14 protein-coding genes are annotated in these 13,563 nt (G+C 44.9%); 1 reads left to right on the plus strand and 13 read right to left on the minus strand.

Going from position 1 to position 13,563, the window contains the following annotated elements; translation table 11 throughout:
- Positions 1-13 precede the first annotated feature (13 nt).
- The 13 genes from BC351_RS18145 to BC351_RS18205 all read right to left on the minus strand — a co-directional run bounded on the left by BC351_RS18145 (position 14) and on the right by BC351_RS18205 (position 12,654).
- On the minus strand, positions 14-1,945 hold the full coding sequence (locus BC351_RS18145) for a lasso peptide isopeptide bond-forming cyclase (protein ID WP_079414154.1): 1,932 nt from the start codon (positions 1,943-1,945) through the stop codon (positions 14-16).
- Between the two features lie 193 nt (positions 1,946-2,138).
- A complete protein-coding gene (locus BC351_RS18150; RefSeq protein ID WP_079414155.1) occupies positions 2,139-3,158 on the minus strand; it encodes a nucleotidyltransferase family protein in 1,020 nt (339 codons plus the stop codon).
- Entirely contained in the window at positions 3,127-4,923 is a 1,797-nt protein-coding gene (locus BC351_RS18155) for an ABC transporter ATP-binding protein (RefSeq protein WP_079414156.1), read from the minus strand. The genes BC351_RS18150 and BC351_RS18155 overlap by 32 nt, the downstream gene beginning before the upstream one ends.
- A 27-nt stretch (positions 4,924-4,950) precedes the next feature.
- Complete coding sequence (locus BC351_RS18160; protein WP_079414157.1) at positions 4,951-5,403, minus strand: signal peptidase I; 453 nt, start codon at positions 5,401-5,403, stop codon at positions 4,951-4,953.
- On the minus strand, positions 5,390-5,659 hold the full coding sequence (locus tag BC351_RS18165) for a PqqD family protein (protein ID WP_079414158.1): 270 nt from the start codon (positions 5,657-5,659) through the stop codon (positions 5,390-5,392). Before BC351_RS18165 ends, BC351_RS18160 begins: the two co-directional genes overlap by 14 nt.
- Entirely contained in the window at positions 5,656-6,441 is a 786-nt protein-coding gene (locus BC351_RS18170; RefSeq protein WP_079414159.1) for a hypothetical protein, read from the minus strand. The genes BC351_RS18165 and BC351_RS18170 overlap by 4 nt, the downstream gene beginning before the upstream one ends.
- 2 nt (positions 6,442-6,443) lie before the next feature.
- The gene (locus BC351_RS18175) at positions 6,444-6,644 is read right to left on the minus strand and encodes a hypothetical protein (RefSeq protein ID WP_079414160.1); all 201 of its coding nucleotides are present in this window, start codon (positions 6,642-6,644) and stop codon (positions 6,444-6,446) included.
- Positions 6,645-6,655: 11 nt separating this feature from the next.
- On the minus strand, positions 6,656-8,368 hold the full coding sequence (locus BC351_RS18180) for a hypothetical protein (RefSeq protein WP_079414161.1): 1,713 nt from the start codon (positions 8,366-8,368) through the stop codon (positions 6,656-6,658).
- Positions 8,369-8,388: 20 nt separating this feature from the next.
- Positions 8,389-9,672, minus strand: a complete 1,284-nt coding sequence (locus BC351_RS18185; RefSeq protein ID WP_079414162.1) for an efflux RND transporter periplasmic adaptor subunit — start codon at positions 9,670-9,672, stop codon at positions 8,389-8,391.
- Between the two features lie 43 nt (positions 9,673-9,715).
- The gene (locus tag BC351_RS18190; protein WP_079414163.1) at positions 9,716-10,381 is read right to left on the minus strand and encodes a CpsD/CapB family tyrosine-protein kinase; all 666 of its coding nucleotides are present in this window, start codon (positions 10,379-10,381) and stop codon (positions 9,716-9,718) included.
- A complete protein-coding gene (locus tag BC351_RS18195) occupies positions 10,362-11,129 on the minus strand; it encodes a YveK family protein (protein WP_079414164.1) in 768 nt (255 codons plus the stop codon). Before BC351_RS18195 ends, BC351_RS18190 begins: the two co-directional genes overlap by 20 nt.
- Positions 11,130-11,338: 209 nt before the next feature.
- On the minus strand, positions 11,339-11,635 hold the full coding sequence (locus BC351_RS18200) for a helix-turn-helix domain-containing protein (protein ID WP_079414165.1): 297 nt from the start codon (positions 11,633-11,635) through the stop codon (positions 11,339-11,341).
- Entirely contained in the window at positions 11,632-12,654 is a 1,023-nt protein-coding gene (locus tag BC351_RS18205) for an HD-GYP domain-containing protein (protein ID WP_079414166.1), read from the minus strand. Before BC351_RS18205 ends, BC351_RS18200 begins: the two co-directional genes overlap by 4 nt.
- Before the next feature lie 265 nt (positions 12,655-12,919).
- Between BC351_RS18205 and BC351_RS18210 the strand changes: the two genes are divergently transcribed.
- Positions 12,920-13,552 (plus strand): hypothetical protein, encoded by a 633-nt coding sequence (locus BC351_RS18210; RefSeq protein WP_079414167.1) that lies wholly within the window; start codon positions 12,920-12,922, stop codon positions 13,550-13,552.
- Positions 13,553-13,563: the final 11 nt, after the last annotated feature.

The following is a 13,563-nucleotide window of genomic DNA, read 5'->3' on the forward strand; positions in this document are numbered from 1 at the left end:
CCTTCACCTCCTCTCAAGCAAATTTTTGCATATAGCGGTAAACAATCAAGCTTCGCATTAAGATTCTATAATCCGAATCCGTAGCGAATTCTGGACGTGCCCCCGCCATAACTTTCGTTAGGGCTGCCTTGATCTGGGCCCCGTCCAAATATCTTAGAGCATCGGAATCGTTGCTTAATTGCTGCACATCAGCGATGAATGAGCCCCAATGCGGTGTCATGCGATGCACCCAGTCAGCTCCTTGGACGCCCCTGATTCGTTGATTCAAACGGATCGCGTCGGGCAGCAGCTTTTCAGTGGATCTTCTGATCAGTGCTCGATCTAATCCATTCTGCACATACTGCTCTTCCGGTACGGATAAGCAAAACCGAATCACACGCAGATCATTCGTAGGATCTCGCTGCCATAAGGCATGCTGCAAGGATAACTTGGTTGTCAGCGTGTTCGTGGCATTCCAGTGGAATCCATCATGGAAATGCCGATGTCTTTGCTCATAGATGTTCGAGGTTGCGAACCAGCCTGATCCATCAATCCCATAATCCTTAAGCTTGGCGAACACTTTGCTTTGGCTCGCAAATTCCGGATTGATGAGAACAGGAAACTTGTGCGAAGTGCCCTTCTCCAGCATGCGATCCAGAAAGGGAAAGGCTACTCTCGCTACGGTCGGAAGACTGCGCAGCCGCTGGCCGCCAATATTTTGACTATATTGATGCAGTTCCCGGACAAGCTGTACCCACTTCAATTTCTTCATCAGCTTCGCATAATGATCATAAGCAGAGCCCCAAGAAATACTCAAATTCCCTCGAGTACCGCTCAGAAGGACGCCGACGCCTTCCTCTTTCGCTTTCTCGAACATTCCTTTCATCCAGAAAGAATTCTCAAAAAACTTGTAGGGCATCTCCATCGTCTCAAGCAAGCTATCGATATCCGAATATGAATTCTTCCCTTGGAAGTCCAAGTAATGATCCGCTATGCCCCCAACATGCTTGACCGTTAATTGGATCATGGGACTCTCATCGGCCATTAATTGATTTGCTGTATAATCCTTGAAATCACTCGTAGGAATATAACTGAACGTATGCAAGCGTTTATTGTCCTTCCGAAGCGACTTCGCCGCAAAGCTTACGACAGAACCTGAGTCTAATCCGCCGCTCAAATGCGCGCCTATTCCACGATAAGTGCGAAGACGAGCATCTACCGATCGTTGAAACACTTCCTGAAAGGCTTCTACATACTCATTTGACTTCAGCTTTAGCGGCTCTGCCGTTATCGTGCTGTACTTCTCCAATGAGACATGGTCTCTGGTTACCGTCAAGCTATGGGATGGAGGTACTTGTTCGATATGCAGATAAGGCGTAATGAAACCGTCAACGCCATCAACGGGCGCCGATATTGCCAGGTATTCAGCCAGCCACTGCTCATTCATCTTCTTCTCCATATGAGGAAGGGACAGGAGTGGTTCAATAATCGTACAGAAGGCAAATCTGTCTCGGTCATGGAAATAATACAAGGTGCGGCTTCCGGAAAAGTCTCTAGCTCCGAATAATCTTTGATTTCTTACGTCCCAGATCATGAAGGCGAAATCTCCGACCAAATAGTTCGGGGCATCCCGCTCCCATTTCTGGTAAGAACGCATAATCAATTCACTATCCGACATGCTGTTTCGCAGACTCGGCTCCACCTGCAGAAGCTGAAACAGTTCATCACGGTTATCAATAATCGCATCGGCCGTAATGACCAGCCCACTCTCCGAGTCGCGGTAGGGCAAGCGTTCATGGATCGCTTCAGGCGTAATCCACTGGGCATGGCAGCCAAGAAACATGTGTCCGCTAGTCCACGTTCGGATATCGTTCGCTGGATATTTCTCCAGACCTTGCATTAAGAGATGACCCTGCTGCGTGACAGTCTCTTGATTGAGGTGATAGATTCCGGCAATAGCACTCATGCATTTCCTCCGTACTGCTATATCATACATGAATTTTTCTTTTTATCGTTCTCGTTAAAGAACGTCTTTACCGATTTAAGCCAAAATATTAGCTAAACATTCCACGAAAGGCTTCGTGAATCTGTTCGTTCATTTGTTCTTTATCGAGAACATCCTCAGAATACCACCTTACTTCTAAACTGTCAACAACTTCCTACATCTTTTTAATTTTATGGGAGAGCGGCAGATTGCCTAACCGATTCGTGAAATGAATAAGAGCTGCCAAAGTATGGGTGAGTGAATCAAAGATAAAAAACTTATGATATATTTTACTGGCCAATTGCTCGAAATTTCGGCGTTTGGTTGTTTGGTACTTTCCATATAGCTTATTTTTGTGCTGAACAGGAAGTTCTTTGATGTCTGATAGATGGGGGAAATGCGCATAGACATGAACTAGCGTCCGGATCATTCTCCTTAATGTTTGGTGAACAGCCGCATCTCGAAATAAATGAGAATAATGGATGTGATCCGGATAGCGATGAAGCATTTGGATAATGTCTATAAAATATTTGGGAGAATCCATATAGTGACTCCACCCGTGCAAACAAATCATATAAAACGTATGGTACTCGGATAGTTCCTTCACAAACTGGAACGATGCCATTGGTGTGGCCTGTTTCCAAAATTCGCTGATAGTGAGATTAGACGTTTTTTCGATAAGTAAATCCCAGTGAAGCTCAACGGTCAGAGGGATTCGGCTATGCGGCAATTGCTTGGAAAAACTTGCATGGAAATGCGAAGAAGCTCCCTCCTGCTCGATGGTGTAGCCAAGAAGCTTCACACACGCGATTGCCTGCTGCAAATCACATTTGTGGAGCAGCAGATCTATATCGGTTGTGGCTCTTGCCCCAAGATGGCCGAAATATTTCTCAGCAAAATATACACCCTTCAGAGGAATCACTGGGATTCCCAAGTTTTCCAATTCACTAAGCAACTGATCTGTTTGATGTTTAATAAATACATTGAGGCATAGTGTTGCATGATATTGCAGTGTTAATCGCTCTTGGAAAAAAAGCGGCACCTGTGCCCATCTGTCACATTGCTTTAATAAGTAATAGATTTGTGAGGATAACGCGCCGCATTCAATCTCCTTGATTGCTTGCTCATAGAACGGCAAATCACGAGGCATCCGGGTGTGAGGATCATATAACGCTTGTATCAAAGGAATTATCAAGGCTCGGAACTCCTCTCTGCGATTGCAAGCGAATTAATCGAGGGTATAGCCCCTCCTGCTTCATAATTTCATCATGATGTCCCATTTGCACGATCTTCCCTTTATCCATCACAACAATAAGATCGGCATCCCGAATCGTTGATAATCGATGAGCAATAATGATCGTGGTGGTCGTGCGATTGCTCAGAAGTTTCTGCATAGCATCCTTAACTTGATACTCCGTTTCGCTGTCCAAGGCGGATGTACTCTCATCCAGCAGAAGAACAGGCGCATCCTTCAATAGGGCACGCGCGATGGCTAATCGTTGTCGTTGTCCGCCAGACAGCTTGGCTCCCTTTTCCCCTACCTCGGTATCGTAACCTTGGGGAAGAGCTGCAATAAAGTCATGAATACCTGCTGCTTCCGCAGCCTCCATCATCTGGACATCTGTTAGGCCTTGCCGCGCTACGAGCAAGTTCTCCCTGATCGACCCGCTGAATAACGTGATTTCTTGAGAAACATGAGCGAAGAAACTCCGCTGCTCCGAGATGGTGAGCGTGGTCGTAGGCCTGCCATTCATGAAAATGGCGCCTGACTGCGGCTTATAGAAACCCTGAAGCAGATGAAATAAAGTGGTCTTGCCTGCCCCGCTTAATCCGACTATCGCCACGACTTTTCCAACTGGAATTTGCAAGTTAAAATGGTCAAATAGGCTGCTTTTCCCCTCGTAGCTGAATGTAATATCCTTAAGTTGAATTGATGTTACTACAGGCCTAGAAGCGGGCATACTTGGCAAGCTATCTGATTCCTTCTCCATCTCCAGGATCTTACATATTCTCTCCATCGCTGAAGCAGACTTTTGGAACCCCGCCCATTGTCCTGCCAACTCCGTTAGCGGATAGACCAAATGATGAACCAAGTTAACAAACGTCAGCAAAGCGCCAACGGTTAAAATGCCGCCTGAGACAAAATACGAACCAATACAAAGACTTAACAGGAAGGTGATAGAGGCAGCCGCTTGGCTTCCTACATAAAACCAACCTCGCAATCTGGCATTGCTCAGCTCTAATTCATACAACTGCTGCTGATTAGCGGCATACTTGGCCGCTATCGTTCTTTCCATTAAAAAGGATCGAATTACGAAGAATCCATGGAATGTTTCATTCAGCAGTGTATTGATTTGTGCTACCCGCTCCTGAATGAACCGATTGTTCGTCCGAAGCAATAAGCCCAATATAACACCGGAAACCATGGCAACTGGCGCAACAAATACGCTTAAGAGTGCTAGCTGCCAATTCAGTTGCCATAAGTAAATAAAAACGGCGGCATAGATGAAGGGTAACTTCATCAGTTGAATAAGCCCGCTGCCAATAACCCCATCCAGGTTGTGAATATCATTGGTGAAATGTGACATGAGATCCCCGGAATGTAAGCCAGTGAACTGTTTGCCAGGTACTTGCAAAATATGGTTGAAGACATGCGAGGAAAAGTCTCTTTTGACGGCATTCGTGGCAATGGTCTCCCATAGGGTATTTAGATATGTAGATGCAACACTTATTAGAACCAACGCAGCGCCCAGCGGTACTAACCATTTCATACGTTCGAAGCTGCTATGAATAGCCGCATCCGTAATCGCACCAAAAAACCACGAAAAAGCTAAGGTTAGAGCGATTTCAACGAATACTAAGAAGAATAGACCTCCGTACACCTTACGATGTTGAAGGACATAAGGCTTCAATACGGAATAGGTTCTGCGAGCATCTTTCAAGGTTAACATTCCCAACATACCTGCGACACTCCATAGAAAGAAAGTCTATGCCTTTATACCTTCTCTTCGATTTAAATACATTCTTAAACATAACGAAATCAACGGGACTGCAAGGACCAGACGCCCCCATAGATAAACAGCCAATTCTGTCACATGGATAATGCGCTCATCTCGTTGTATCCAGGTCATTCTGCCAATGATCTGATCCCATACAATAGCTTCGTCATACGCTAGATTGGTATCTCCCTTGCATAGATATTGCTGCTGGTCTCTCTTTACGCATTGGGAGAAACGATGCGCGACCAAGTTTCCGAGCGGCACATGAAAGAGCAGGATGTCCCCTTTTCTTATATTTGCAGCCTCTGTGGGAACAAAGCGGCAAATATCGCCCTGTTTAATCAACGGATACATGCTCGTTCCACGAGCTGGAAGCTCGATCCAGCCCCTCTTTTCCATCAGTTGAGTAACCAACTGCAAGGATACCTTATCCACCGGCATGCTGAACTAAACCTCGTCCAATCATGTCATGCAAGAATGCTTCAATATCCTCCTCAACGGTCTCGTCAACCGAATCGAACTCTTTGCGTACTGCTTCACTGATGGAGCCTACGGTCTGAGCTTCACCGAGCAAAGACCAGCAGAATCCGCCCACGCCATTCAACTTTGTTAAGGTATACTCATCCGTATTCAAGATTATCCATTCCATATCCAGTTGAATAGACTCATAATCATTCATCCGAAGGTACCTAGTCATGACGAAATCAACTCCCAAAAAGTATCGTTTTTTTGAAAATGCAGCTCGCTAACAGCGACATGTTTGACCATTTGCTGCAACAATTGGAGTATGCTCACATTCCCTGTAGGGCTAGGGGACCAATAAAACACTTTATCCATCAGCTCAAGAAATCCATTGGACCTGCTAAGCCTAACGACGTGATTATGAAGCGATTGCTTTAATAAATATATGCCTGCCAACGGCCCTGCCTGCTCAAGTCCTGTTCGGTTCAGCTCACTCCGGAAAGGGGAGTTATACACCGTAATCTGCTCGGAGCTGATCTTCACGATCGTTGCTTCGTCGGATAGAAGCTCTCTGGGATACGATAGCTTAGCCGCCGTCGATTTCCCAGCTCCTGAGTGACCTGCAAACAAGTACGCGGCTCCCTTTTCCATAACACAGGAAGAGTGAATCAGCAGTCCCCAACGATGATGGACCACATAAGAGCTGTATAGATTCATGAAAGCATGCTTGAGCGCCAGCTCATTATGCACGGAAATCACAGCATACCCATAATCCGTTTTGGCTTCGATCAAATAATCGGCCCTGCGGAACAAGATGGCATCCTCTTCTTGGGTAATAGCTACGTTGTAGTTATAGAAAGGGATCCCATATCCCTCTTTCAGATAAATGATAAGATCTGCTTGACGTGAGGGGGGATCCATCATTGGGAAGTACTTATGCATAAAGCCCATGCAGACTTGTGACTGGCTAATCACTTGAATGATATGATCACCAATCAGGGAATAGAAGATTTCCATCCTTATTTCCCTTTTCCTTTGCCGTTGTGCGGTCCGGTGTAGGGCGGATTCGGATAATTAATACCGCCATTTCCTTTGCCTGGGTGATTCAGGTTGCCGTGCCCTTTATTCCAGCTTTGTGCGGTCTCGAATCGCACCGGCTGTTGACTGAGAACCATTGGGCGCGAGTATTTTTTTTGCGCTGTCTTTGCCTCATCTTCCATCTGTCGCTCTCCTATCGTTTCCATGTTTGGACAAGTCTTCTTACTTCACCGAAAGGGGTATCAATAATTTCGTACATACGCAGAGATACTGTCGTCTCTAACCGATCCAAATCAAAATTAAGAGTCTGTGTTCCGCTAACCAGCTTATTTTCACCTGTAAAAGAGAGAACCTTGGAAGTCATGATTCTGTTCTTCGTATCGACCAACTCAAGTCTCATTTTGGAAAAGCTTTGATCCACGACGACTTCATCCTGCAGCTTGATATTAAAGTCTACATTCAGCTTATAGGCGTACGGCAAACTGCCGCCCATGTTGTAATTTGCTCCCAGCGACCAATCATTCATTGTGACTTGAAAAGGGTAGAAAGCTAACGACTTATCTGACGTTTCTTCCATCACCTTCGTCTTGAAGGCCGCTAACGAAATATTGTAGGGCTCCACGCTCTTATTATCCAGAATCTCCATGATCAACTGCTCCCCGGTTTCCGAGCTGGGGATGATGAAGGAATAATAAATCACATAGCTAATATTCGGGATGAGGGTCTCGACCTGCGTATTTTGCCTTGTTCCCATATATTTATTGCCATTATAGCTGGTTAACGCTGCTTGAAATGGCGGAACTTGCATCGGGCTATCGCTATGATTAAGCAGCTTAAACTTAGCAACCGCTGCTTTAAAGCCGCCTCCCGCACTTTCTTGCAGCTGAAGATCCACCATAGAAACGTCGATCTCCGGCCGGATCAGCTTGTTAAGCGGGTCAAACCGAATAGGCTTGTTCCATTCATAGGGAATCAATTGATTGACAAAACTCAGGTTGTTTTTAGCCCCCGGAAGAGTAATCATCAATCGTCCAATTAAAAAGTCGGTATGTGCTTTCTCATCTGCGAAATCTTCAGGCGTCAGAATGGATAAGCTGCTTAGCTCCAGTCGGTTCCTAGCTGGAATCGCGTAGTGAATATATACCTGTTCATTGGCTTCCAAAGCGGGCAGCTCTTTTTCCAACCTTTTACCCGTGTAAACTTTCTTATCGGAAATGCCATTGATCCGGAAATCCGGGATCTTTGCTTTCTTATCCCCTTTATTGGTTACAAGCAAACCAACAATCACCATCGGGCCTTCCGGCGTGTTCTGTTCGTTGAGACTAACAGGCTTAAACTCTACGGTGTTGGACAACACAGGAATTGTAAACGTATCTTCCCACTTTTTAGTCACAGCAGGATTGGCCAGGGTAGCTTTCTCTCCCTTCCACTCAATCGCAGAGATCGGAATCGTTAGGATCTTCTGCTCCTGCTTGGGGTATACAAATTCGTTCACATCGTACCAAGATAGATCAGTCAACGAAAATGTGTCGTAACGGTCGACCACATTCATATAACTAAGCTCTACCGTTTCCTTAGGCTGAATATTTTTCGCATTGGCTTGACTAGCCCGCATGATATATTCCAAGCCGTCTTGCCCTTTGACGCGAATCTCGTATTCCGGCACCCCGGTCAAACGGTCGCCATTATTGTAAATACGAACTGTTGCAGCAATTCTGGTTCCATCCGGCGTAGATTCATTCAGAATGCTTTTGACTTGTACCTGAATCGAATCTGTTAAGGAATAGCTCTCTACGGATGTTTGTGTGTATTTCTCATCTGCCGCGACATGAAAGGACGCAGAGGGAATGACCAATGAGGCGGTTAAGACGCAAACAACCATTGTATGTTTCCAGTTTATTTTCAATTCAAGTCACTCCATTTTTATTATTGCTCTTCAACTGCTGTCATGTGAACTTTTTCCTTGTCTCGCAACTGATTAGGGTTGGTTTTCACGACGAGCTCGCCTTCTTTAAGGCCAGCAAGCACTTCTTGATTAGGCTCATTCAGCCTGCCCAGCTGAACGCTTCGCTTCTCGACGGTATCCCCGTCTAGTACGTACACATACGCAGCATCGCCTTCTTTCACAATGGCATACGTAGGAACAGTGAGAACAATTTGGTCTTTTTCCTCGCTCATCTGAACCATAAGCTTCATGCCAGGCTTCAAGGTCAGATCCTTGTTAGGTACCTGCAAGTTAATTTCGTAAGCCTTCGTTTGCGGATCAATCACTTTAGCGACATAACTGATCGTGCCTTTCAACATTTGCTTGGTACCCGTTACGTAGTAAGGCAGTTCTTTCTTATCGCTTAAATGTCTTGTTTCTTCTTCTGTCAGTTGGGCTTTAATTTTGATCGGATCCAATCTTTGAATGATCCCAACCGGAGAGCTTGGCTGCAGTGTCATTCCCGCTTCCAAGGGCATTTCTGTCAACAATCCACTTACTTGAGCCTTAATTTCGAGGTTTTTGATGGTTTGATCTATTTGCTGCAAAGCAATCTGAGCCGTTTTGAGCTGTGTTTCCAGCTCAGAGGTTGCGTCAATTGGTTCGAGCATCGTCGCTTTCTGCTTCAGCTGGTCCAAATCCAAGCGAGCATCCATCATTTGTGTTTCCATTTGATACAATTGGGCTTTGGTCACTAAACCGATATCGTAATCATTCTTCATTTTATTGTAAGTGCGAAGCAGACCGGCCATAGCCAGCTCTTTCTTCTGGATTGCGTTATTCATATCCGATTTTTGGTTTTCCGTTTCCTTTTTAGCTCGTACCTTCGCTTTTTCAATAGCTTCTTGAGCCGTTTGGACAGTAAGCGCAGCCGTTTCTCTCTGGGTCGTTAACTCGCCTGATTTGAGCTTGACGATAACATCGCCTTCTTGTACCATTTCTCCGCGCTTCTTGAGGATTTGTTCCACATCCCCAGAAACTTTGGAAATGACGTCGAATTGCGCAGAGGACAGCACTTCAGCGTTGCGTTCGAGAGGATCCCCGATTTTCTGCTTAATGACTTTAAATACTTTAACGGCCTTCTGACCTTGTTCGTTGTATACCGAATTGGCATCGGGATTTAACGGAGCTGTATCCGAGCACCCTGATAGAACGGCAAAGCTGAGTGCCAATATACAGATGGTTTTGACGGGTTTTCTTTGCGGCTTACGTCTTTTTTGTCTCATTAGCTATAAACTCGCTCCCCCTACTTTGATTTCTTGAATATCCTTAAAGATAAGCATCCACATGGTAGTTTTTAATTTCGTTCAAAACAATGCCAATCAGCTTGGCTTTGGCCAGCATCAGCTCTTCTTTCACCTTCTTGGCCATTTGACGCTTCACTTTGCCGTACTCGACAACAAGCAAAACACCATCGCATTTGGCTGCCAGCACTTTGGCATCGGTTAACGTTAAAACCGATGGCGTATCGACAATGACCATGTCGTAATTCGCTCTTAATTCGGCTAGAAGGACATCCATCTTAGGGGAAGCCAATAATTCCGAAGGATTCTGCCTAAGCGTTCCGGAGGTCAGTATCGATAAATTTTCGATATAGGACTCCCGAATGGTCTCATTTAATGCCAGTTGATTACCTAAATAGTTGGTCAAGCCTGTATCATTTTCTTGGCTGAAAGCCAAGTGGATCGAAGGATTCCTTAAATCTGCATCCAGCAAAATGACTTTCTTCCCGATCTGGGCATACGCGACTGCCAAATTAATCGCTGTTGTTGTTTTGCCTTCGCCTCGGCCTGAAGAAGTAACGGTAATAATTTTGGCTTCTTGCCCGAGAGCCGAACATTCGATATTGAACCTTAAAGAACGGTAGGCTTCTGAAATCGGGGAATGCGGGTTCACTTTCATCATAATTGGAAAATTAGTGGATGGTTTTGGCATATGGCGTTTCCCCTGTTTTTTTTCTAGATTTTGGATTCCGGTTCGTTCGAAGTTCCTTGTCTCGTTCCTTCGCTTTCGGTATGTAAGCTAACGTAGGCGATTCAAAAATTTCACGAATATCTTTGTCTGTTTTCAAAGTATCATCTAGGGCATCTAGCAGAAGGATAAGACCCACCATCGCTGCTAAAGTAACGATAAAGCTCAAAATAATATATTGGTTCGACTTTTGGTTAATGGGGATGGGATTGTCTTGGCTTTTGGCTCTGTTCAAAATCGTGACATTATCAACCTTCATAATTTTGGGAATCTCCGTTTGAAACACATCCGAAACAGCGTTGGCAATCTTCACGGCTTTTTCATGCGAAAAATGTCGAGCACTGATGGTCATAACCTGTGTTTCATTGAGATTTGATACATTCACGATCGAGATGAGCTGGTCTGTGGAAACATTTAAATCGGGGAAGCGTTGAACGACTTTATCCATAATAGCTGGGGTTCTAATAATTTCCTTAAATGTATTCATGAGTGCTAGATTAACACCAATCGCGCCATAATCGATCTGTTCCTTACCGGATTGATCCTGCTCAACTGTTTTGTTGACGATCAATTTCGTCGATGCCTGATAAATAGGTTGATAGTGTGATGTGGTATACATCGCTGTAAGAATGGTTACTGCCAGCACACACCCAATAATAAGCCACATGCGCTTTTTTATTATCATTAAATACTCTTTAAGATTGATCTCCATGATTCCCCTCCAAAGAAGTCTACTTTACTTTGTTCGCTAAAGTTCTCCAGAACCTTGATACTATTTGTATCATGTTCTAGTTCTACTTTAAGATACTTTTTGTATCATGTCAATACAATATTTCATATTTAGGTTCCAAATTGTATCATGCAAAAATGGGTAAAAAAAAGAGAGAAACTCCCCATTTCTGGAGACTTCTCTCTTCCTTATCAATTACCTATGGCTGGGATTCTACTTAGTTCATTCGATCGTTTGGAGAAGGATAGCGACTGCTGCAAAAGGAGCGCAAGCAATCGGCGCATGGAACCAATTCCAATCTTGCTCATAATATTGGCCAAGTGAATTTTTACTGTCTTTTCACTTATACAGCAGCTCTCTGCAATTTCTCGATTCGTATAACCATGAGTAGCAATGAGGCCAAGAATTTCCGATTCACGTTGCGTTAATCCATAACTCGTAAAAAATTGATTCAAAATTTGATTATCTTCTACCATGTTTGGGTTCATACAACAACTTCCTTTATATGAATATGTCGTTCTCGACTAAGATCTACGAAAATATCATCAATCTTAACAAGCGGGTTTGTATCATCCGTAGGATTAATATAAATGACCTCTCCCCACCGACCATCAGTAAGCATTACTTTCCTGCCTATCAAATTCTGAATCATATTCGTCAGAAAGACAGAAACAATATGAGGATCCAATTCTCCGAAAAAACCTTTGCGCATCCTGTTGACTACTTCGTAGAAGGGCATCATTTCGTGATACGGTCGCTTCGATGACATGGCATGAAAAACGTCGGCAACCGCGACAATGCGACTCATCCGATCCACTTGCGTATCCCTGAGACCAAGCGGATATCCCGTACCGTCCGCTCGCTCATGGTGCTGCAAGGCAACAAGAGCAACTCTGTAGTTAATCCCCACCGTTTCTCTCAGCATGTTATAGCCTCGGATAGTGTGCTGCTTCATCTCATCATACTCATCCGATGTCAGTTTCCCCGGCTTCATCAGAATTTCTTCTGAGATCTTGATTTTACCGACATCATGCATCGTAGCCGCCAAGGATAACAAGGCCACTTCGGTGTCTTCCAGATTCAGCCATTTGCCGATGAGCGTTGATAATATGCCAACACCGATATTATGCTGATGAGTATATTCGTCTTTGGCTTTAACCGCCTGAAACAGTTGGAAAAGATCGGGGTTTTCAGCCGCTTGTTGAACGATAGGAATCAATTCATTCTTAATTTCCAGCAAGGGAATTTTCTTTTGCGATTGAATACGCTCAAATAAATCTTTGGCATATTGAGATGCCTTTTGGACAAGGAGTTCTGAAGAATCAAGGGAAAATCCAGATTCACTTTCTTGCTCATCCTCAGTAGTCAAGATGTCCATTAGGTCAATACGATGCTGTTGGAATAAATCCAAATGCTCCTGATAGAGAACGGATTGACTTGGTAGTAAGACTAGTCCATGACTTGTAGTGACATCGTACTTCAACTTCTTACCCAATAGTTCTCTCATGGAAGCTCGCTCCAATTACTTCAAAATATAACCTTTTTCAATTATATACGACAATTTACTTTCCATCTATGGGATAGATCTCCCGTATTTAAATACATGAAATAGGATAAAGAGCCTATATACCCACAAATCAGTCTATCACATAGGTCTATTGATCTGTTTATTCCTTGAAAGTCCTCAATCCCAAACCGTGACATTCGTCTATCCTTCTGCATAGAGTAAGTATTGACAATTTCGCTTTTACTCAAGGAGGAACTTACAGACTATGACTTCAAAAAAGAAACAAACGCTGCGCAACTTAGATTTGGAGACGCAAATCGTATCGGAGCCTGAGACGGAAGAATCCAATCGTCCACCTTATCCACAAGCAGCCCCTTATCCATACGGCTATCCCGTACCTCCATACTATGCCTGGGTTCCCACTTACGATCCGCGTGGCTTAGGCGGTATGATGCCCGGCTTAGGCGGCGGAGGCTTCCCTGGCGGAGGGATGATGCCTGGGTTCCCTGGGCAGCCAGGAGGATTTCCGGGACAGCCTGGATTCCCTGGGCAACCCGGTTTCCCTGGCGGTGGTTTTCCAGGACCAGGCTTCCCCGGACCGGGACCCGTTCCAGGATCACCGGAAGGAGGCGGACAACAGCAAGCGCCTACCTCGCCCCCGCCTTCCTACACACCGCAGAAACCGTTTAATGCCTCTGGGGCTGCCTTCGCGGTAGATCCACGCGGCATCGCTCGTTGCTTGTTCCGCTTTACGTACGTATGGCTGGGCAACGGCCAGTCCTTCTGGTACTTCCCGGTATTCGTGGGCTCCACATCCATCGGCGGCTTCCGTTGGAACGGCTTCACTTGGATGTATTTCGGAATTGATTTGCGCTTTATTGATGCCTTTACTTGTTAAACCATCCTCTT

The organism is Paenibacillus ferrarius (assembly GCF_002027705.1).
GTDB classification, from domain to species: domain Bacteria; phylum Bacillota; class Bacilli; order Paenibacillales; family NBRC-103111; genus Paenibacillus_E; species Paenibacillus_E ferrarius.

Coding starts and splice junctions, on each gene's coding strand:
- BC351_RS18165 (WP_079414158.1), bottom strand. CDS start 5,659: ATGACTAGGTACCTTCGGATGAATGATTATGAGTCTATTCAACTGGAT.
- BC351_RS18160 (WP_079414157.1), bottom strand. CDS start 5,403: ATGCCGGTGGATAAGGTATCCTTGCAGTTGGTTACTCAACTGATGGAA.
- BC351_RS18155 (WP_079414156.1), bottom strand. CDS start 4,923: ATGTTGGGAATGTTAACCTTGAAAGATGCTCGCAGAACCTATTCCGTA.
- BC351_RS18210 (WP_079414167.1), top strand. CDS start 12,920: ATGACTTCAAAAAAGAAACAAACGCTGCGCAACTTAGATTTGGAGACG.
- BC351_RS18185 (WP_079414162.1), bottom strand. CDS start 9,672: ATGAGACAAAAAAGACGTAAGCCGCAAAGAAAACCCGTCAAAACCATC.
- BC351_RS18205 (WP_079414166.1), bottom strand. CDS start 12,654: ATGAGAGAACTATTGGGTAAGAAGTTGAAGTACGATGTCACTACAAGT.
- BC351_RS18145 (WP_079414154.1), bottom strand. CDS start 1,945: ATGAGTGCTATTGCCGGAATCTATCACCTCAATCAAGAGACTGTCACG.
- BC351_RS18175 (WP_079414160.1), bottom strand. CDS start 6,644: ATGGAAGATGAGGCAAAGACAGCGCAAAAAAAATACTCGCGCCCAATG.
- BC351_RS18170 (WP_079414159.1), bottom strand. CDS start 6,441: ATGGAAATCTTCTATTCCCTGATTGGTGATCATATCATTCAAGTGATT.
- BC351_RS18200 (WP_079414165.1), bottom strand. CDS start 11,635: ATGAACCCAAACATGGTAGAAGATAATCAAATTTTGAATCAATTTTTT.
- BC351_RS18195 (WP_079414164.1), bottom strand. CDS start 11,129: ATGGAGATCAATCTTAAAGAGTATTTAATGATAATAAAAAAGCGCATG.
- BC351_RS18190 (WP_079414163.1), bottom strand. CDS start 10,381: ATGCCAAAACCATCCACTAATTTTCCAATTATGATGAAAGTGAACCCG.